Below are 22,393 nucleotides of genomic sequence, written 5' to 3'. Positions count from 1 at the left end.
ATCATCGTTTTTAACCAGAACCATTGCCATGAAAACCATCAGCCTTCTCACAGCCCTTATCCTGGCGTTCTTGCAGACCGTGCAGGCTTCGAGTCCCGAAGCCTGGACGGCCCAGCAGCAGCAGGTCGTCACGGCCTGCCTCAAGCAAAGTGGCCTGCGCAACGCCAAGGCGGTGGGCCAACCGATCGAGTTCGACGATCGGGTCGGCTATACCGCACTGACGGTCGAAGGTCGCTATCCGCAGAAATTCATGCAGAACCAGACCGGCCGCATGCTGTGCCTGTTCGATCGCAAGAGTCGGCAGGCGTTTGTGGCAGAGGCTGGCAAGTAGCGGGGAAGTCGGACAATACGCCGCGTCCTGACAGCAGGGCGCGGCGTATTGCCATGGGTACGAGGAAGATTCAGGACTGAACCGGCACAGGCTCGGGCAACTGTTCGGCCCAGCGTTTGAACGCTTCGAGGCGGGATTGCATCTGCTGGCGGTACAGCACGGCGAGCATCGGCTCCATGATCCGGTGCAGAAAGCGCGGCCGGGTGCGCAGATGGTAGGTAAAAGCCACCAGCGTGCCCTGGCTGGCCGACTGGGTGAAACGCCAGCTGCCGCTGAATTCCTTCAGCACCCAGGGTCCCTCGACCATCGACACGGCAGCCACTTGCGGCGGCTTGAACGAGACATAGCGCGACACCATCACCTGGCCCAGGCGGCTTTTGCAGTAGGAATCCACCCCCACATCGGCCCGGTGATGGCCGCCCAGCAGATGGGCGGCGACCAGATAGTTGTCCCATTCAAGACGGCGCTGGTAATCCTGCGACAGTTCGAACAGTTCGTGCGCGTTGCGGCGGACGAAGGTGCTGACAGTGACTTTCATCGGCAATCTCCCTGACAGAGGACGCCGCAGACAGCTTGGCGGCGTCGGTGGGCAGAGCGCCACTTTAGCGCGGGAAAGGCCGCGAGGATATAGGGCGGTCGCAGACAGAGTCTTGAATCCACAGGAAAAACCGACCTGTTCAGTGGACCGTCCGCGGCCGATCGCTGCGAGGGAAGGTACGTAGCTGCAACTGGCTCAGCAGCGAACCCATTTCCCGCCCGGGCAGGCTGCGTTCGAGTGCCTGCCGGTAGATTTCGGCCGCATCGTACTTCTGGCCGCGACCGATCAGCGTCACCGCCGCTGCCAGCTCGGCGCCGAAACCACGCGGGTCGAGCCGGCGTGCCAGCTTGATCGCCTGTTCGGCCTGCTCGAACTGGTACTGTAGTGCCAGGGCGGTAGCCAGCCCGCCGTGGGCTTCGCCGAAGCGGCGATCGAGCGCCAGCGCCTGCTCGAAAGCCTGCTGGGCGCCCGCCAGATCGCGCATCATCAGCCGGGCCCAGCCCAGCGTCACCAGATTGCCGGCATGATCGGGCGCCAGCCGTGCCACGGTGCGCATGGCTTCGACCGCCTCGTCGTAGCGCTGCTGGTGGAAATGGGTCAGCCCGAGCCCATGCCAGGCCAGCTCATGCTGGCAATCGAGCGCAATCGCCGTATCGAAATGCTGCTGCGCCAGCTCGACCTCATGGAGCGCCAGACAGGCAAAACCGGCCACGATATGGGCGCGCGCATCCTCGGGATGGTCGGTCAGCAGCGCCAGCGCGTTCTCATGGGCGGCGCCGAACTGGCCGTCTTCGAGATAGAACTGGGCCAGACAGCCCTGGCTGGCCCGGCCTGGTTCCAGTTCGATCCAGCGCTGCACCACCGCGATGGCCGCCTCGGTCTGACCCAGCCGATGCAGGCTGCGCGCCAGATAGGACAGATTGGGTCCGTAGTTGAGCCCCAGCCGGGCGGCAGTGTCGAAGCACTGGCTTGCCGCCTCCCACTGTCTCAGATGAAAACGCGCCACCCCCAGGTTGTGCTGTAGCGCCGCATCAGTCGGCTCGGCCTGGACCAGCTCGGCCAGCAGCCGCTCGGCTTCTTCGAACCGGTGCTGCGAAATCAGCACCGACGCATGCAGGCTGCGCGCCACCGCATCGCCCGGCGCCAGGGTCAGGCAGTGCTGGCAGGCGGTGAGTGCCGCATCGAACTCGCCGGCACGGTGGTAGAGATCGGCCAGGCGCAGACGCAGGGCCAGATTGTCAGGGTCGGCCTCGGCATAGCGTTCATGGCGGGCCAGGGTTTGTTTGAGATCGGGAGAAAGCGTCATGGCGCGGCATCCGGGGGCAGGGGCAGACAGAAGGACGGCGACGTCGGCCGATAGCGGGACGACAGACGGTGGCATGGCGTCGTCGCTGGGAGCGGTCCTGCCAGGGTGAGCCGCCAGTGCGGAGCCAGTCAGGGCCGTATCGAGAGAGGAGTGGTGAATATTTTTATTTTTAATATATTCATGGCTACTGTTCTTGAACATGGTTTACCTCATTTTTTAATAACGCTGCCTGGCCGGTTTGGGGAGCGCCCCGGCCGGGGCGCTTTTCCTGCTTTATTGCTATAGCACCCGGGCTTACCAGTTATGGTCGATCATGGTCAGCAAGGAGCGCTCGGCTGCGGCTTCGAGTGCCCGGTTGAGGTCGTAGCGGCGGCCTTCGAGTCCCTTGAGGGTCAGGCTGACTGCTGCATTGACTTCACCGTAGCTGTGCACGAACACATTGCTCGGGTCGACGATCATCGGCGGCAGCCCGAGCTTGGCGCGTAGCGGGTTGAGCTGCTCCACGGCCATCGGCTTCGGTACTACCTGTTCGCGCATGTAATAGAACGACAGATCGGTCATTGCCGACTGTGCCTGTGCCCGGGTCAGACCGGGCGCGGCCCAGCTCAGTCGTGTGCCGTTGCCCGACAGACGGTCGGCGGCATACCAGGTCGAGAGCACGGCATCGGACGAGGTGCCCGAGGTCCCGCTCATCACGGTCAGGCCGTACTGATGGTTGATACGGCTGCCGGCGTCGTGCGACAGATCCATTCCATCGACCGAATAGCTCGAATGGGTGCCCTGACGCTCGGCATTGACCCGGTATTCGCGCCGGAACGCCAGCCGTTCGGCCCCGACGCTCGACTGCTTGGCCAATTCATGCGCCACCAGTTGGCCCGAGGCCGCCAGCTCGACGCCATGGCGCGATTGCTCGAGCGTCAGCGGTCCCTGTTCGCCGCGCAGCATCATGGCAAAGGCCGAGCGGGCCTCGCTGGGCACCGATACCGCACCACGGCGGAATGGCGAATGGGGGTCGTTGGCGACGCTGTCCGGGTTCATCACTTCGTGCGCCAGCCGCTCACGCGCCATCGCTTCGTCGGCGCCGAACAGCCCTTCACGGGCCCACAGGCCACGTTGCAGATGGGCCATCCAGCTGCTTTGCTGCGACACGGCCGAGGTGGGGTCGGCGAGGGCCGCCCGGGTCTCGGCCAGCAGTGCGCGCTCAGGGCCGATATTGGCCATGAAGTGCTCGGCGCTGCTCTGCAGATGCTCGGGCGAGTCGAAACGGTTGTTGGATAGCGTCTGGGTCAGATAGTCGAACACCACAGGCGGCGTATCGGGACCGATCCGGTAGCGGCTGCCGTTGATAAAGGCGTTGCTGTGCGCGGGCGGCTGATAGCGCTGGATCGCCGCACTGGGCGCGACCGGGCCGCTATAGCCAGGATGCGCTCCCCCACCACCACCGCTCCCGCCCCCCCCTCCTGGCGGCTCATGGGCAGCATAGAACGCTTCCTCGCTGAAGCCGGCAAAACCATAACCTTCACCCGCCGCTGCCGCCCGGGCCACCGGGTCGATGGCGACCGTCTCGCGCGGTCGGACCGGCGCCGGGCCGAATACCTTGCCCAGCACGAAGCCGCCGACAAAGCCGCCGGCCTGTTCGGCCAGGCCATTGATATCACCCTTGAACAGCGCCGCGCCGACGTTATAGGCCAGCAGGGCATTGCCAAGCGGGGCATAGGCGCTGCCGACCTGGTTGACGATCTGCCAGGCCAGATTTTTGGCGCTGGGGTCGGCAGTCAGCGATTTGCCCAGGGCGCCCAGGTATTCGGGAGCGACCGGCTGATGGCCCTCGCGGCCGCCTTCGCTGTATTCGCGGTAGAAGAAGCCGATCGACTGGCCCAAATCGACGGTGTTGAGCACCGGCTCCCGCACCACGGCCTCGGCGCCGTCGAGGAATTTGTCGAGAAAGCCCAGCGATTTCTGTAGCGGCAGGTCGATCTTGGCCAGTCGGGCGGCGTCGCGCTGGTCGCGCACAAAGCCGTCGTAATAGGCATCGACCGCATTGCTCTCCCAACCCTTGACCTCGCTGACATCGACGCCCCGGCTGATAAACAGATCGGTCACGAAGGCGCGCTTGAGCCGGATATCGTTGTGATAGCCCTGGATCGCTGCCGCGCTATTGAAGCCCGGCATGGTCAGGGTCAGCGGCGCCGGCATGCGCAGCGCTTCGCTGACGGCCTGGCGTTCGGCCTGTACCTCACGGAAATGGGCCACCGCCGCCCGATAATCGGCACCGCTCTGCAAGCGGCTGTCGCGCGGCATTTCCGCCATCACGGCGCGGGCCACCTCGGCAAAGCCCAGATCATGGCGGCCCTGTTCGGTCTGGCGATAGGCGGCGATCTGCCGCTCGCGCCGGGTCACGGTCTCGGCCTGCTCGGCGTCGAGCCGGGCCACGGCACCCAGCACCTTGATCTCGTGATCGCGCCGCTCGGCCTCGCTGTAGCGGGCGCCGGCGATCATGCTGTCGAGATTGGCGTTGAACTGGGCGTTGAACGCTTCGCTGCGCTGCTTCTGCTGTTCCATATAAGCCTTGGTGCGCAGGAAGCGGGCAATGTCGTCCGAGCTGTAACCCGCTTCGGCCGGCGGCGGGGTCTCGGCAAACATCCGGCTGCCCAAGAGACCCAGTTCGGCCAGCGGGTCCTGTTCGCGTAGTGCCTGTTCGGTCTGGCGCTGGGCCGCGTTGAGCTGGAAGGCCGTGGTGGCGATGCCGCCGATTTCCTGGCCTACCGTGTCGGCGATATAGCGATCCAGTCCATGGCTTTCCCCACTGATGCCATAGGCCGCCCCAGCCGCGAGCAGGCTGGCGCCGACCTGCATGGCGCCTTGCTGGAGCCGGCTCTCGATGTGGTTTGCTTCACCGCCGAGCCCGATCACCCCTGACAGGGTGCCGCCGATGGCGCCACGCCAATCGAGTGCGCTGAGCGAGCCCTTGCGGGCATAGCTCTCGGCCAGTCCGGCCCACGGGGCGGCCAGCCCCACCGCGGTCTGCAGGCCTTCGCCGATGCGGCCGGCCGAGGCGAGCGCGGCGGTCGGGTCGGCGGCGTTCTGGATATAGAGATCGCTGCCGACGCTGACCGCGCCCTTGAACGCGGCGGCGGCGATGCCGCTCCAGTTTTCGATCCGGCCATAGCGGATCTGCTGGTTGAGCATCTGGCCGCCCACGCTCAGTGCCGTCTGCGACACCCGGGCGAAGGTCGAGCCGAGCGAGGACAGCTTGCCTGCCGCACTGAGTGCCTTGGTGGCCTGACCCAAGCCCTGGGCCGCGCCGCCGACAAAGCCGGTCAGGCTGTCGGCCAACAGGTCCATTCCGTCGAATTTCCTTTGCATGCCAGCGGCGATCTGGATGCCCTGGGTCGCAGCCGAGGCGAGCGCCCCGACTGCCGCGCCGGTGGCGGCGCCGACACCGATGGTGATGGCCGCGCCTGCTGCGGTGGCACTGGCTGCGGCGGCGCTGACCCCCTGCGCGGTGGCCAGCGCCCCGATCAGTGCGCCCGAGGCAGCGCTGGCCACGCCATAGGTGGCGATGGCGGCGGCCACGGCAATCACCACCACGCCGATGATCACCGCCGCCTGGGCACAGGCGCTGGGTCGATCGAACGGGGCGTTGGGCAGCGAGCTGCCGATCATGGCGGCTTCGTTGTAAGGATTGTGGCGCTGGGCGTCGATGCGGCCATTGCGCACGGTGTCGGGAATCCGCAGCGAACTGCCCGGTTTCAAGTCGGCGGCCAGTTCCAGCCCGTTGGCCTCGGCGATCACAAACCATAGCGAGGCGTCGCCATAGGCCGCGCTGGCAATCGATTGCAGCGTATCGCCGGCCTGGACCGTATAACTCGAGTTGGCCCCCGGACCACGGCCGTTGGCGATGGTACGGGTAGGGCCGTAGCTGCCCCGATCGAACGTGATGCTCGGGCCGTAGGTGGTGCCTACCACCCGGCTGATCTGGCCGACCGGATTGCCGTTGGCGTAGTAATACTCGGTGTCGGTATCGGGGAAGTTGCCGTAGCCCGGGTTGTAGTTGATCCCGCTGTCGTGGTTGACGAATACGATCCGGCCCTGATTGTCGGCCACGAAATCGCGGGTTTCGCGCCGCTGCCAGCCCGGTGGCACGCCATAGTCGGTGTGTTTGCGCACGCCGTTGACGTCGTAGCTGGTAGTGGTCTTGCCCTGGCCGATGATCTCATCGACCGAGCCATCGTCGTCCACCTCGACCCGGTCGACCTGGGTCGAGGTCTCGCGGCCCATCTTGTCGTAGCCGTACAGATAGCGGGTGTAGTAGCCGGCGTTCTCCTTCTCGTTCGAACGATCGATATAGGCGGTGCGCATCGACAGCAACAGACCGTTCAGATCGTATTGCTTGTCGGCTTTGAGCGGGTCCTTGCCCTTGTTGAAGGTGGTGACGCGGATCGCCTGGTCGGCCTCGTTGTAGATCGTCTCGACCCGCTGCACCATATTGGCGCCTTTCTGGGTCGCTTCGACCGAACTCAGCACATTGCCGCGCGCATCGTAGCTCCAGGTCTGGCGCTCGCCCTGGTCGCCCCAGTAGTCGTCCATGCCGCGTGCCACGGCCACCCGGTTATTGGCGTCGATCCCGGCGCTGCCGTCGCCGGCGGTATAGCTCCAGGTCAGCTTGCCGTAGGTGACGCCGCCGCCGAACGAACGGGCGTTTTCCTGCTTTTCGCTGAGGCGGTTGCCGGCGGCATCGTAGGTGTAGGCAAAGCCCGGACCGCTGAGGATGCGACCTGCCGCGTCGAACTTGTATTTGTGGTCGATAAAGCGGGCGTCGTCCTCGATCTGCTCGGGCAGCACCAGATTGGACCAGCCCCACAGGGCATAGGCCTGCTCGCGCTGGTCGCGCTTGGCGTCGGTATAGACGCGGACCCGGTTGCCGTCGGCGTCGTAGTCGATGTTCTGGTGGGCGCGGCTCAAGCGGTCGGTCCAGCGCACCAGACGACGGTTGGCGTCGTAGTCGTAGCGCAGTTCGCGATGGTGTTGGCCCGGGGTGGTCAGCGTCTCGCTATGGACCAGTCCGTCGAGGGTGTAGCGGTAGATCGTATGGACGTCGGTGCCATGGTCGTCGATCCGCAGCACCCGGCCGGCCTGGTCGAAGCTGCGCCGGATATCGCGCTGCTCGCCGGTGAAGCCCGGCTGCGACACGGTGTAATCGCGCACCCGGCGGCCGAAATCATCGTAGTCGTAGTGGACGGTGCGGCCATCGCGGCCGGTCTGTTCGGTCTGCCGGCCAAAGCTGCCGTAGCGCAGGGTTTCCACCCCACCTTCGGCGTCCCGCCGCTCGATCACATTGCCGTAGCTGTCGTAGGCCACCGTTTCCCTGGCCACCTTCTTCACCCCGCCCACGGTCAGATGGCGGCTGGTGCTGATCACCCGGCCCAGGCCGTCGTAGACCTGTTCGGTGATCTGGACGTTTTGACGCACCCCGGTGGCGTTATCGCCATTGGCAATCGTCTTGACCCGGTTGCCACGGCCGTCGTAGACGAAACGGGTGGTGTAGAGGTCGATCAACGCCTGCTGTTCCTTGTCCTTGAGTTCCGCCACGTTCTTGCCGCGCAGCGAGAACGGCAGGCTTTCCACCACCATATAGCCAAGCTGCATCCGCTCCTGGTCGTAGATATGGTCGTCGTCGTAGGCCAGATGCCAGCCTTGTGCCTGCTGTACCGCCACCAGCCGGTCGCGGCTGTCGTACTGATAACGGATGGTGAAGTCACCTTCGCGTGCCGAGGCCATGCCACGGCCGTCGGTCTGGGCGATCTTGCGGTCGAAGGCGTCGTAGCGGTAACCCGTGGCATTGCCCAGCGGATCGACTTCGCGCACCACCCGCCCGAGTTTGTCGCGCAGCGTCAGCGACACATGACCCCGGGCCGACAGCGTCGCCACGGTACGGCCGAAGGCATCGACGAAATGGCGCACCGTATTGCCTTCAGGGTCGGTCTGGCTGCGCAAGGCGCCGTTGGCGTCGTAGACATACTGCCAAGCCTGACCCGCTCCCGGCGTTTCCCGGCTGATCACCCGATCAAAGGCGTCATAGCCATAACGTGTCACCGGCCGGTGCTGCTTGCCGTCAGGCGCGGTCATGGTCGGGTCGTACTGGGCCACGATGCGGCCCCGGCCGTCGACCTCGAAATAGCTGGTGATCGATCCCTTGTCGTCGACACCACGCAGCGTCTGGCTGATCAGGGCACCGTTGGCGTCGTAGCCGAAGCTGCGGAACAGCCCGTCCTGATCGTTGCTGTGGACCTTGCGGTTGAGTGCGTCATAGCGGCTCTGGGTCAGATAGCCGGCCAGCTGACCATTGGGAGTGGCCATGCCGGCGCGGCTGTGGGCGGTGGTCTGTGGCGTGAGCGGATGGGCCCGGTTGAACAACTGGGCCGGCGCCACCGTCACGGCAGCGCCGCCTGGCGTCAGATCGCCCGGCAGCGGCTTTTCATTGCTGCGCCGTGCCGTACCGTCGCCATCGTGCCAGTGGATCACATAGACAAGGCTGGCCGGATCGAACGGCTGGCTGATCTTGAGGGTGGCGCTATAGCTGTTGCCGCTGTCGAGCTTGAAGGCCACCGATTCATACAGCCGTCCGGGCGCACCATAACGCAGGGTCGGCTGCTTGATCCCGGCCGGGAACACCACGCTGAAGCTGACTTCGGTGGGCTGCTCGCTGACCGTCACGGCAGAGGGCAGGGCTGGCACGCTGATCTTGCGCTCCTCGGTCCAGGCCAGATTTCCCGCCGCATCGCGCGTCACCACCCGGAAATACACCGTCGAGCCGACCTGGCCCAACTGGGCCTTGAGTGCCGCGGGTCGGCCGTCGGCCGTGCTGGTGTTCTGGGCATTGGTCAGATGGCCATAGCCGGTGAGATCGGCGTAGGCGTCGATCTCGCCGATGCTGCTGCTGCCGTAGACCACCCAGCTCTGGGTGCAGCCGGCCGGCACGCGCCAGTTGACGGCCAGTTGGCCATCCTGGCTGCTGGCGGCCAGATCGGTGGCGATCTTGACTGCTCTGCCGGTCAGCCCGGTGTAGGAGCGCACCACATTGCCGGCCACATCGTATTCAAAGGCCGAATTGGTCTGCTTTTCGGCGTCGATGGTCTCGATGGCCCGGCGCATGGCGTCGTAGCCGATCTGGGTCGTGAAGTCGTCCTCGTCCTGGACCCAGGTCCGGTTGCCACTGGCGTCGTAGCGGTAGGACTTGTCGAGGCTGGTGACCAGATTGCTGCCCGGCTGCTTGAGCAGCTCGGTTTCCATGATCAGGCGATTCAGGCCGTCGTACAGATAGGTCTGAATCTTGTCGCCCCAATTGTCGTAGTCGGGGCTGCTGTACATGGCCTGGGCCAGTTGGTCGGCCGTGGTGTCGGGCGTGATGACGATCGAAGCGGGCAGGGTGCCAAGATAGCGGCGCTGCTTGGTCAGATTGCCGTTGGCGTCGTATTCGAAGGTGGTCAGCACGCGGCCGGCATCGACCAGCGCGGTCATCCGGCGCTGTTTATCGTACAGCCGGTATTCGGTCAGCTTATCGGTGCCGCTGCCGGTGGTCTTGCTGATCTGGTTGCCGGCCAGATCGTAGCCATAGCTCGTCACCGGCCGGATCTTGCGCATAGCGGGCAGCGCGGTGGCCGGCTGCTCGGCGCTACCGGGCACATAGGCATAAGGATCGGTGACTTCGACCTCGGGGCCGGTTTCCCGGATCAGCCGGTTGGCGGCGTCGTACAGATAGCTGGTGGTGCGGATCTCGCCGCCGATGGTCGGCCGGGGCCGCATGGCCGGGGTCAGCGCCGCTGGGTCGGCCACGGGGATGCTGTAGCGCCGCAGCTCGGTGATATTGCCCTGCTGGTCGTAATCGGTGGCGGTCAGATAGCCGAGCGGATCGACCCGCAGCACTTCGCGGTGCTTGGCATCGAAATAGTGCAGGGTGCGCTGGCCGCGCTGATCGAAGGTCTCGACTGCGTCGCCGTACTCGTTGTAGCGCTGCTTCAGGGTCAGCTTGCGATTGGCGGCCACGCTCGCGCTGATGGCGTCGCCCGGATTGACCAGACTGCTCACATCGACCGCCGGCAAGGTGGTGACGGTCAGCCGGCCCGCCGCATCGTACTCATAGCTGGTGACACGGGCCGGACCGGCCGGCGCCTGCGGCCGGCTGTACGGGTTATGGGCCACGCCGAGCCGGGTCATGTACTCGGTCTTGCGGATCAGCCGGCCCGCGCCGTCGTAATCGAATTCGATCAGGGCATTGTCGGCGTTGTACTGGGCCACCAGACGGTGGTTGCCGTCGAAGAAGCTGGTGGTCGGGTAGCCGCGCGCGTCGGTGGTCTGGACCACCCGGCCGGCCGCGTCGTATTGGGTGGTGCTGACGGGTGCGGCGTTGTGGTGTTGCTTGTCGAGGGTGAACAGCGCCACAGTCGGGCCGGTTTCGCTGATCCGGCGGCCATTGAGGTCGTAGTCGAAGGTGGTGGTGTGCTGGCGCCGGTCCTTGCTGCTGATCCGGTTGCCCAGCAGATCGTACTCGTGGTGGATGGCCCGGTTATCCTCATCGAACTCGTCGCTCAGCCGGCTGTTGAGGTCGTAGCGATACAGTTTGGCGGCCGACAGCGGCGCCGGCGGCTCGGCGCTGTCGGGCCTGGGGCCGTTCAGCGTGGTCTCGCTGACCAGATTGCCTAGCAGGTCATAGCCAAAGCGGCGGCTCGACAGCAACACACGCGGGTCGCCGCTGCCGGGCAGGGCCAGACCGCTGCCGTAGCAGCGCTCGGTGATACGGCGGTTATTGAGGTCATAGCCGTATTCGGTGATGCGCAGACGGCCGGCGATGCCGGGGTCGCTGACGGTCTCGCTGATCCTGTTGCCGGCGCAATCGTAGACATAGCTCACCGTGCTCTGGTCGACATCGGTGAACAGCATCACGCGGCCATTCGCATCATATTTGTATTTCATGTATCGAGGTGCATTTGTATTTGAATACAGTTTGTCCTCTATTTTTAATCCGGCGCCATTGTAGCGACTCTCGGCCCGTGTGCCGTCGGCCTCGCTGCGCCAGATCTGCCGGTTGTTGCGGTCATAGCCATATTCGACGCGCCGGTCGAGCTGGACCTGGCCTTGATAGGTTGGGCGGGGCTGCGGCGCCACCCGGTGGCTGATCGGGCCATCGGGCCGGTCCAGATAGGTGCATTCAGCGAGCCGGTTGCCGGCCGAGTCGTAACGATAGGTGGTGAGGTAGTGCTCGGCGTCGAGCAGGGCGATCAGCCGCCCCGCGCCGTCGTAGTAGTAACGGGCGCGGTTGCCAAGCGGATCGGTGACGCCGATGCGGTTGCCCATTGCATCGTAGTCATAACGGGTACGACGGCCATAGGCGTCGAGGTCGGCGGTCTTGCGGTTATTGAGGTCGTATTCGGCCCGCACGCTGCGCGCCAGTGCCGTGCCGGCCGCGCGCAGGGTCTCGGTCAGATTGCCCGCGCCGTCGTAGCGGTATTCGGTACGGGTGCCATACGGGTCGATTTCGACGCTGAGCCGGTCGCCCTGGTCATACTGGAACTGGCGCTCGCTCCACAATTCGCCGGTCTGGGCATGGGGCAGATAGTCGCCCAGGTTGTGCTGGCCATCGAAGCCGCTCAGTTTCAAGGGCAGATGACGCAGCGTGGTGCCGGCGGTCGGTTGCGGATTGGGATAGCTGTCCGAGCCCGTCTGGGCACGCAGCTGGCTGATCAGCGACGCATCGTCGCTGCCATAGAGTGCCAGCCCGATCGAGGCCCAGGTATCGCCATTGCGCACCAGATAGGTACGGGCAGCGCGTTGCAGCACGTGCTCGCTGATCTTGTTGCCGTTGGCGTCGTAGCGGTAGCGCGTGCTGCCACCTTCGGGATTGACGACTTCTTCGAGCCGACCGGCCTGGTCGTAGCGATAGCTGGTGCTGCGCGGCTTGGCGCGGACCTGGTCGGTGTCCGGGGCGCTATGGCCTTCCGGCACGCCGAAGCCATTGGCCGCTTCGGTCGTGCGCAGGCGACGGCCCAGGCGGTCGTATTCATGAATCGTCAGATTGCCTTTCCCATCGGTCGTGCTCCGCAGCTGCCCTGCCGCGTCGTAGTCGAAGCGGCTCTCCAGCTCGAAGGCGAGCGCCGCCCGGTTGGCGTCGTAGCCCGCCTGGCCGGGTTTGAGAAGATAGAGGCCGTTGCGTACCGAGATCTGGTTGCCGGCGGCGTCGTAGCCGATCAGGGTGGTGAAGCCTTCGGCATCGGTGATGCTGATCCGACGGTCGAGCAGGTCATAGCCGTAGCGCGTGGTGCGGGCATCGCTGCCGTCGCCGTAGGATTCGGTGGTACTGACGATATTGCCGCGCAGATCGTAGCTGTGGCTGGTCTTCAGCGTAGTGCCGGCTGCATCGCCGAGGTGACGCTCGACCGAGACGAGCCGGCCCAGCAGGTCGAAGCGGCTGGTCTGCACGGCCCCGTTGGCATCGACACTGCGGGTCTGATTGCCCAGGGCGTCGTATTCATAGCTGGTCTTGCCGCCCAGCGGGTCGATGACTTCGATCAGACGGTTGTCGAGGTCATAGCGATAGCGGGTCAGCCGGCGAGGAGCGGCCAGGGTCGGACCGGTCGGTTGCGAAGCGAGCGTCTTGTTGCCAAAGCCGTCGTAGCCGTAATAGGTGACCAGGCCGTTGGGGTCGCTGACCTGGATCAGCCGGTTATCGCGGTCATACAGATAGCGCGTGGTGCAGCGCTCGAAAGCGGTCTTCCTGGCCACGGGGTCGGCCCGCAGCTCGGCCGCCGTCAGTGGCACCATGGCGCCGGCGGTGTTGCGCACCAGCCCGAGCCGGCCGCGCAGCGCCATATAGTAAGGATCGTCGCTTTCCAGCATGGCCGCGTAATTGGCGCTGGTGCTGCTGATGCGGTTGCCGGCGCCGTCGTAGCCGTAGCTGACGGTTTCGCCGGCGGCGTTGCTGTGTGAGATCAGCCGGTTGTTGCGGTCGTGGCTGAAGCGCTCTTCGCTGGCTTCGGGCGTGCCGAAGGCCCGGGTGCGGAATGACACATTGCCGTTGGCGTCGTAGCCGGTCAGCGTCAGATTGCCAAGCGGGTCCTTTTCCGAGCTGAGGCGGCCGTTGCGGTCGTACTGATAGCTGAACAGGCGCTGTTCGCTGCTGCCGAAGGCCTCATAACGATTGAGCACCTTGCCCGTGGCATCGAGTACCAGATGGGTACGCTGGCCCAGCGCATCGACCGTGTCGGTCAGCCGGTTGGCCGCGTCGTACTGGAAAGTGGTGACGCGCAGATCGGGGCTGAGCATGCCCTGCCAGTTATCGGCCTCGCTGCGGCGCAGACAATTGCCGGCAGCGTCGTAGAGATAGCCCGTGACCTGCTGGCGGTCGGCGTCGAGCTGGCGCCGCTCGAACAGCAGACGGCCGTTGCGATCGTACAGATAGTGGGTGAGATGGTCGGCCGCGTCGCTCTGCGCGACAGGCAGCGCGCCTGGCGGCGGTATCTCGACCCGTTCGGCATGCTGGATACGGCTGATCACATTGCCGGCTGCGTCATAGTGCTGCTCGGTCAGATAGCGCTCCGGGCTGATCCGGAAGATTTCCCGCCGGTTCAGATCGTAGTAGCGATAGGTCCGCGCCAGTTGACTGCCGGCCAGATCGAGCGCCTGTTCGGTCTCGACCAGATTGTCGGCGCCGTCGTAGCGGTGGCGGGTGCGATAGCCCTCGCCGTCGATACGCTCGATCAACCGGTTGAGCCGGTCGTAGCCAAAGCGGGTGGTGCGGTCGCGTTGCGGGTCGGACAACGGGGCGGTGGCAGGCGGCTGTCTGACGTCGACTGGCAGGGTCAGCGGCTTGGCATACAGCGTCTGGCTCAGCAGATTGCCCAGACCGTCGTACTGGCTGGCCGTGACATAGCCTTCGCGGTCGACCTGTAGCACCGCGCGGTTATTGCGGTCGTAGTAGCTGACGCTGGCATTGCCGCGGGCGTCGATTTCCTCGGTACGGTTGCCGTTGGCGTCGTAGCGGTACTGCACCGCATTGCCCAGCGGATCGGTCACCTTGATCAGGCGGCGGCCGGCGTCGTACAGATACTGAGTGGTGCACGAGGCCAGCAGGCTGTCCTTCTGGGCGGTGGTGAGCTGGGTGTAGTCCTGCGGCAGGCTGTAGCGCAGCCGCATCAACTGGTAGATCTGCTCGTTGCTGCCGATCAGTCCATCGGCATTGGCATTGACGGTGGCGAGCCGGTTGCCCAGGGCATCGTAGCGATGGCGCACCGTGGCGCCGGTTGGGTCGGTGATCGACAGCAGCTTATCGGTCAGGTCGTAGCCGAACTCGGTGATATGGCCGCTATCGCCGGCACGGGGCTTGGGGGCCGTGCCGTCGGCGGGGGCCGAGACCGGCTGCTGATAGGCGATCTGTCGCAGCAGATTGCCGCGTCCGTCGTACTGGCGCTCGGTCAGATAGCCTTCCGGGTCGATCCGGTGGGTTTCGCGGTTATTGCGGTCATAGCAATACAGCGTGGCGCGCACCGTACCACCGGGCACCTGCGGTCGGCTGCCCGGGGCCGGGGTGGCGAGCTTTGGGCCGTAGGCGATCTGCGCCAGCAGATTGCCGGCCGTGTCGTAGCGCTTTTCGGTCAGATAGTTCTCGGCGTCGAGCAGGAAGACTTCGCGGCCATTGCGGTCGTAATAGTGCAGGGTGCGGGCAAAGCGGCTGGCCGCCAGATCGATGGCGCGTGCCTGTTCGAGCAGATTGCCGGCACCGTCGTAGCGGTAGCGGGTCAGATAGCCCTCGGCATCGCGGCTTTCCAGCAGCCGGCCCAGTCGGTCATAGCGCAGTTGCAGGGTCTGGTCGGCGGCCGACGCAACCGGCGTCGGCCGCACGGCCGGATCGAGCGGCAGGGCCAGTGCGCTGGCGAAACGGGTCTTGCCGGTCAGATTGCCTGCATTGTCGTAATCGAATCCGGTCGCATAGCCCAGTGCATCGACTTCGAGCACCAGCCGGTTGTTGCGGTCGTAATAACTGAAGGTCGAATTGCCCAGCGCATCGGTGCTGCGAACCCGATTGCCGACGGCATCGTACTGATAGCTGGTGCGTCCGCCGAGCGGGTCGATGGTCGCCACCAGGCGCTGATTGGCGTCATAGACATGGCGCGTGGTACAGCGCTCGATCAGCGTGGCGATCTCGGCCGGGCTCAGCATGCTGGCCAGCTTGCCGCCCCATTCGGCATGGCCGCCGTTGGGGTCGTCGATCCAGACCTGGGCCACCATCCCCAGCAGCTCGCGCTGTTTGCGGTAATACGGCTCGTCGCTCTGGACCAGCGCGGCGGCGTTGGCATTGATGACGCTGACGCAGTTGCCGACGGCGTCGTAGACCGAGCGGGTGATATGGCCCAGGGCATCGGTGGTGCTGACCAGCCGGCCATTGGCATCGTAGCCATAGGTCGTGGTGCGCTGATCCTCGGCGCCGGCGCCCAGCCAGTCATTGCCTTCGGTCATCGATACCCGGTTGCCCGCGGCATCGTAGAGATAGTTGAACGAGGCATGGTGGCCGTCGTCGATGGTGCGGATCTCGTGAATCACCCGGTTGTTGAGGTTGTACAGATAACGGGTCTGGCGATCATGCGGGCTGGCCAGCGGCACCGGTCGGGTCTCACCTGCCGGCTCGGCCGGCCGGTTGGCATAGCGGATACGTTCCCGCACATTGCCGACGGCGTCGTAGTGCTGCTCGGTCAGATAGCCCTCGGCATCGAGGCTGAAGACCTCGCGGCCGTTGCGGTCGTAGTAATAGCGGGTACGGGCGGTTTCGCTGCCGTCGAGGCTGAGCGTCCGCACCGTCTCGACCAGATTGCCCGCCCCATCGTAGCGATGGTGGGTGCGCTGGCCTTCGGCGTCGGTGCGGCAGATCAGCCGGTTGTTGCGGTCGTAGTCAAAGCGGGTGGTCTGGTCGCGCTGGGCATCGCGCGGCGGGATCGGCCGCTCGGTCGGGTCAAGCGGCAAGGTCAGCGGTTTGGCATGGCGGGTCTGCTCGATCCGGTTGCCCGCGCCATCGTAGACCGAAGCAACGGCGTAGCCTTCGCGGTCGACGCTCAATACGGCACGGTTGGCCCCGTCGTAATAGACCACGCTGGTGTGGCCCAGGGCGTCGGTTTCCTCGATCCGGTTGCCGGCCGCGTCATAGCGGTATTGCACGCCATTGCCCTGCGGGTCGGTGGTACGCACCAGCCGGTTGGCGCCGTCGTAGGCATAGGTAATGGTGCAGGCTGCGCTGAGTTTCTCGATATCGGCCGCCGTCAGACTGGCCACGGTCTTGCCCGGCCCGCCCGGAAAGTGGCTTACCCCCATCAATTTGCGCTGTTCGCGGTAATACGGCTCGTCGCTGCCGAGCAGCGCGGTCAGATTGGCATTGGTGGCGCCGATCCGGTTGCCCACGGCGTCGTAGCGGTAGCGGGTGATGCCGCCCAGGGCATCGGTGCTGGCGCTGAGCCGGTTGGCGCCATCGTATTCGTAGCGCGTCAGCCGTGCCGTGTCGCCACGGCGCGGACGCGGTGCGGCTTCGCCGTCGTAGACGCTGACCGCTATGGTATAGACATGACGCTCGCTCAGATTGCCGACGGCATCGTAGCGCTGCTCGGTCAGATAGCCTTCGGGATCGACCCGGCTGACTTCGCGGTTGTTGGCGTCGTAATAGAAGCGGCTGATTCGCCGCGTCCCGGCCGGCGGCTGCGGTCGGCCATCGGCGCCGAGTTCGGGGCGCAGGTCGTAGGCCACGGTGGCGGTCAGATTGCCGACGGCGTCATAGCGCCGTTCGGTCAGATAGCCTTCGCCGTCAAGACGCAGGACTTCGCGGTTGGCCGCATCGTAATAGCGGCGCACGCTGGCCCAGCGGCTGGCAGCCTGGTCGAGCGCCTGCTCGGTCCGGATCAGATTGCCGACCGCATCGTAATGGCTGCGGCTCAGATAGCCTTCGGCATCGCGCCGCTCGATTTCCCGGTTGCGCGCATCATAGCGAAAGCTCACCTCCCAGTCGGCCGGGTCGCCAGTCAGCAGCGGGCGGACGGCCGGATCAAGCGGCAGATTCAGCGGGCGGGCATGCAGGGTCTGGCGCAGCAGATTGCCATTGGCGTCACGCTGATAGCTGATGGCGTAGCCGCTGCCATCGACCGACAGCACGACCTGATTGGCGGCGTCGTAATAGCTGACACTGCGATAGCCGCGCGCATCGGTGACTTCGATCCGATTGCCCCGGCTGTCATAGCGGTAGCGGGTGACGCCGCCCAGCGGGTCGGTGATGGCGCTGACCCGGCCGTTGGCGTCGTACTCGTAGCGGGTGGTGAAATGGGCACCCAGGGCCGCTTTTTGCGATTCGTTGAGCTGGGCCGCCAACAGGCCGCGACCATCGGCACCGACGAAACCGAGCCGGCGCCGGTAGTCGCGGTAGTAGTCCTCGTCCCGGTGCAGCATGGCCCAGCCATTGGCGTCGATCACCGCGATACGTTGCCCGGCCGCATCGTAGAGATGGCGCGTGACACTGCCGTCGGCAGCGGTTTCTGCCACCAGGCGGCCATCGCTGTCGTAATCGAACCGCTGGATATTGCCGCGCGCATCGGTGATCGAAATCCGATTGCCGGCCGCGTCGTAGCGATAGCGCGTGGTCTGGCCCAAGGCATCGGTGCGGGCAATCTCGCGGTGCTGGGGGTCGTAGTCGAAACGCACCGTATTGCCGCGCGCGTCGGTCACGCTCAGCCGATTGCCGGCAGCGTCGTAGCGATACTGGGTCGTGTGACCAAGCGGGTCGGTGACGCTGATCTGGCGCTTGAGCGGGTCGTAGTGGTAGACGGTGCGCTGGCCGTTGGCATCGATGGTGGCACTGGGCTGATGGTTGAGGTCGTACTCGGTGATGCTGCGCTGGCCCTGGCCGTCGATCACGGCCGTCAACTGGTCGTCGGCGTCATACAGGTACTGCACCGTATGGCGCGCCAGCAGCAGCGCCTTCTGGGTGTCGTTGAGCGTGGCGGCGGCAAGTCCCTCGCCGTGTACGTCCACCATGCCCAACTCGCGGCGCAGATTGCGGTAATGGTCGAGGTCGCTGTTGACCAGGGCATGGCCGTTGGCATCGGTAACGGCGATCCGGTTGCCGCGCGCATCGTACTGATAGCTGGTAGTGCGCTGCTCGGCATCGACCATGCTGATCAGGCGTCTGGCCGGATCGTAGCTGAAGCGGCTGATCCCGCCGTTGGCATCGATCACGCTGAGCCGGTTGCCCACGCCATCGTATTCAAAGCGGGTGGCGAAGCCTTGCGGGTCGATGATCCGGACATTGCGGTTCAGCGCGTCATAAACGTATTCGGTACGCCGCCCCAAGGCATCGGTGACAAAGCGACGGTTGCCGGCCGCGTCGTAGTCATAGCGGGTGCGCAGCCGGCCCTGTTCATCGATCACCTGACTGAGCCGATGATTGGCGTCGTAGCGATAATTGAGCGTGACATCCGCCCGGGTCTCGCTTGCCAGATTGCCGAAGGCGTCGTAGCTGCGCTGGCTGTGACCTGCCGTGCCCACGGTCTCGACCAGCCGGTTGAGCGCGTCGTAGCGCATCCGGCTGGTCAGCTTGTCGCTGATCTGCTGTTTCTGGGCCGCGCTGAGTGCCTGGGCGGCCAGTCCTTTCCCTGCGCCATCGACCTGACCGAGCCGTTGGCGGAAATTCCGGTAGTAATCCTCGTCGCTGCTCAGCAGCGGCAGCAGATTGGCATCGGTGACGCTCACCTGGTTGCCGTTGCCATCGTAGCCATAGCGGGTTTCGCGTGCGAAAGCCGTGCCGACGGCCTCGGCCAGCTTGCTGAGGCGGTTGAGGCCGTCGTAGTGGTATTCGGTCCTGCTGCCGCGATGGTCGGTGGCCGCGATGCGGTTGCCGACGCAGTCGTATTGATACGTCTCGGTATAGGCCGCCGCCAATGCCGACTTCTGCTCGCTCGACAACTCCGCCACGGTCAGGGCCTGACCGTCGGGGCGGACATAGCCCAGCCGGCGGCGCAGAGCGAGGTATTGCGCCTCGTCGCTATGGGTCAGCGCATGGCCCAGGCCGTCGGTCTTGCCGACCAGCTGGTTGAATTCGTCGTAGCGGTAGGTCTCGACCCGGGCACCGGCCGTGCTGTCGATCACCAGCTCGCCGTTGGGGGCGAGATGGGTGCGGACGCCGATTTCGATCGCCACCCGGTTGCCACGCTCGTCGTAGCGGTACAGCGTCTCCACCCCGTTGGCATCGCGGCTCAGCACCTGTCGGTTCAGCGCATCGAACACCAGATGGCTGCGCTGGCCGTTCTCGTCGATCCGCATCACTTGGTTGCCGCGCCGGTCGTACTGATGGCGGATCTGATAGCGCACCGTTTGCCCGCTGAGCGGATCGAGCAGCGCCGGCCGCGTTTCGGTCATCAACAGCCCGGTCTCGTTGTACTCGTAGCTGAACTCGGTGCGCTGGCCGTTGGCGTCCGTTACGGCCACCCGACGGCCGGCGGCGTCGTACTGGTAGGAGCCGCTGACATTGCCCATCGCATCGATCTCGGCGCTCAGGCGGCCGGCGCTGTCGTAGCGGAAGGTGAGCTTATGTTGCAGCCCCGGGATCAGTTGGGCGCCGGTCAGCACTTCGATCCGGTTGAGGTCGGCATCGTAGCGGTAGCGGCTGATTCCGCCTGCGGCATCGATGGCCTGAATCTGTAGATTGGCCCCGTTGTACAGATAGCGGCTGGTATGGCCGTTGCGGTCGGTGATGCTGATCTGGTTGCCACGGGCGTCGTAATCGTAGCGCGTGACATAACGCACCTTCTGGCCGGCCCCATCGACGACTTCGCTGCTGATGGCCTCGACCAGCCGGTTGTCGGCCCGGTAGCGGTATTCGGTGCTGCGGCCCTCGGCGTCGGTCACGCAGGTCTGGTTGCCGTTGACGTCGTAGCGGTAGTGGGTCTGGCGGTCGAAAGCATTGCCGGCCTGTGCCGGCTCGTAGCGGGTGAGCAGCCGGTTGTTGCGGTCGTAGAGCTCGTAACGGGTGCGCCCGCCACTGTCGGTGATGCTGATGCGGTTGCCCACCGCGTCGTAGCAGTAGCTGGTGAGATTGCCCAGCGCATCGCTGACGCTGAGCAGCCGGTTGTCCTGATCGTATTGATACTGGGTGATCTGGCCTGCCGCGTCGGTCAGGCTCAGCAGATTGCCGAAGCGGTCGTAGCTGGAGCGGGTGACACCGCCGTCGGGCGCGGTGACGGTATGGACCAGGCCAGACGGGTGGTAGGTATAGCGCGTCACCAGGGCGCTGGCGAGGTTGCCCGGCTCGGTGAACACGGTCTTGCTGAGCAGGTTGCCGAAGTCGTCGTAACTGAAGCGGCTGATCTCATCACCGCCTTCGAGGATGGCGCTGACCTGGTGGCGGGCGTCGTACAGATAGACCTTGGTATGCAGCGCCAGCAGCACCGAGCGGTCGGCGGCATTGAGCTGGGCCACGGTCTTGCCGGCCGGCGCTTGCAGCGTATGGTCGATGAAGCCCAGTTCCTGGCGGCGCTGGCGGGCCCAGTCCTCGTCACTGGTGACCAGCGCATGGCCCTGGGCCGAGGTCTCGCTGGCGAGCTGGTTGAAGTCGGTATAGGTGTAGCTGGTCAGATTGCCTTCGCCATCGCGTCGGCTCAGCAGATTCCCATGCCCGTCGTAACTGAGCCGCGTCGTGAAGCGCTCGCGCAGCAGGGCAATTTCGTCGGCCGACAGATCCTTGACCCGCTTGCCCTGCCCGATATCGCTGAGACTGACCCCGGGTGAGGCGGCCGTATAGCACACCCCAAGCTCGCGCCGCAGGGCCAGATAGTGCTCGGCGTCGCTGCGACTGACCGCATCGGCTTCGGCGCTGATGATCGCAGTCAGATTCTCGTGCTGATCATATTCATAACTGGCCCGATAGCCCTGCGCTTCGGTGATGCCGACGATGGCGCCCTTGGCGTCGAACTCGTAGCGCGTGGTGTGACCGGCACCGATTGCCTCGACCTGGGCGCGGAAGGCGGCATCCTGCTGATAGGCCGCTTCGTGGTAGGTCCGGTAGAAGCCATTGGCGGCGCGCCAGTCGGCGTATTCGGCCTCGTTGGAGCGCATCCGGGCCAGGCCCAGCGCGCTGATCACGCTGGTGCTGCCACCTTGGGAAGCAAACTGATAGGTGAATTCGGTACGGTTGCCCTCGGCATCGACCAGGGCACTCAATACCCAGGTCTGCGCCGGATCGACCGCCTCGGTGCGGCGGTATTCAAAGCTCAGTCGTCGGGCCTGGGTGGCTGCACCGGCTTCGATCTGCGCCCGGTCGGCCGCGGTGAGGTCCGCAGCCAGCTTGCCGGCTCCGTCGGCACCGACCACGCCCAGACGGGCACGCCAGTCGAGATAGTAGCGGCTGTCGCTGTGCAGCAGTTCAGGGTCGATGGCCGTTGGCAGCTCGATGGCGCTCAGACCGCCATGCTCGGTGTGATAGTGATAGCGGGTGGTGCGACCGGCCCGGTCGGTGCTCGACGTCATCCGGCCGGCGGCGTCGTAGCCGTAGCGGGCCAGCACGCTGCCGGTTTCGTCGCTGAGCGTGGTCAGCAGACCGGCTTGATAGCCATAGTGGATGACCTGGCCACTCTGGTCTTCGACCCGGACCAGCAGATTGTCCTGATAGATATAGCGAATGCGGTTGCCATGCCGGTCGGCACTGTCGATCAGCCGACCGGTGCTGTCGAAGCGTTGGGTGCCGCCGTCGGCCTGGTGCACGATAAATGATTGGTCGGTCGCATCGAGCGTCAGCGTCTGGTAGGCGCCGGCGCCATCGACCGACAGATAGCGATCGCCGTCGAGCTGGAACAGGAATTCGCTGCCATCGGCCTGACGCAGGGTCAGGCGGCCCTGGGTCAGGTCGGTTTGGTCGAGAACGGCCAGATGGCTCCAGCCGGCGTCGCCGAAACGGCCGTGGCTGTTATAGGTGCGGATTGGGCTGTAGTCGGCGCCTTGGGCAGGCAGAAAGGCATCGGCATGACGCACGACCAGACGGCCAGTGGCGACGTTGACATAGACCGCATCCTTGGCACCTGGCGCTGCCTGGCCGATACGATCCTGACGATTGAGCAGAAACAGCGAGCTGTCCAGCAGGCCGGCGCCCTGTCCTCCGATAAGCGTTGTCATGGTTTTCCTCTTGGCGTCGTGTCGATGGCAC

General features: G+C 65.2%; 4 protein-coding genes. 1 reads left to right on the top strand and 3 read right to left on the bottom strand.

Translation table 11 applies throughout. The features are described from left to right. Nucleotides 1-28 precede the first annotated feature (28 nt). Nucleotides 29-331 carry a hypothetical protein gene (locus tag ACFOW7_RS06495; protein WP_378162285.1) on the top strand — a complete coding sequence of 101 codons (303 nt, stop codon included), beginning with the start codon at nucleotides 29-31 and terminating at the stop codon, nucleotides 329-331. A 70-nt stretch (nucleotides 332-401) separates the two neighbouring features. Here ACFOW7_RS06495 and ACFOW7_RS06490 read toward each other — a convergent pair whose 3' ends face one another. From ACFOW7_RS06490 to ACFOW7_RS06480, 3 genes are all read right to left on the bottom strand, one after another. After that, a complete protein-coding gene (locus ACFOW7_RS06490; protein ID WP_378162283.1) occupies nucleotides 402-869 on the bottom strand; it encodes a type II toxin-antitoxin system RatA family toxin in 468 nt (155 codons plus the stop codon). Between the two features lie 139 nt (nucleotides 870-1,008). Next, nucleotides 1,009-2,175, bottom strand: a complete 1,167-nt coding sequence (locus ACFOW7_RS06485; protein ID WP_378162281.1) for a tetratricopeptide repeat protein — start codon at nucleotides 2,173-2,175, stop codon at nucleotides 1,009-1,011. Between the two features lie 294 nt (nucleotides 2,176-2,469). After that, nucleotides 2,470-22,362 (bottom strand): LysM peptidoglycan-binding domain-containing protein, encoded by a 19,893-nt coding sequence (locus tag ACFOW7_RS06480; protein ID WP_378162279.1) that lies wholly within the window; start codon nucleotides 22,360-22,362, stop codon nucleotides 2,470-2,472. Between the last annotated feature and the right edge of the window lie 31 nt (nucleotides 22,363-22,393).

The sequence above is a fragment of the Chitinimonas lacunae genome (genome assembly GCF_042650885.1).
In the GTDB taxonomy this organism is placed as follows: Bacteria; Pseudomonadota; Gammaproteobacteria; order Burkholderiales; family Chitinimonadaceae; genus Chitinimonas_A; species Chitinimonas_A lacunae.
The sequence above is the reverse complement of the archived record's forward strand: the minus strand, read 5'-3'. Positions and strand labels throughout refer to the sequence as shown.

What these genes read in the sequence shown, in the direction of transcription:
- ACFOW7_RS06495 (WP_378162285.1), top strand. Translation starts at nt 29, where the DNA reads ATGAAAACCATCAGCCTTCTCACAGCCCTTATCCTGGCGTTCTTGCAG.
- ACFOW7_RS06490 (WP_378162283.1), bottom strand. Translation starts at nt 869, where the DNA reads ATGAAAGTCACTGTCAGCACCTTCGTCCGCCGCAACGCGCACGAACTG.
- ACFOW7_RS06485 (WP_378162281.1), bottom strand. Translation starts at nt 2,175, where the DNA reads ATGACGCTTTCTCCCGATCTCAAACAAACCCTGGCCCGCCATGAACGC.
- ACFOW7_RS06480 (WP_378162279.1), bottom strand. Translation starts at nt 22,362, where the DNA reads ATGACAACGCTTATCGGAGGACAGGGCGCCGGCCTGCTGGACAGCTCG.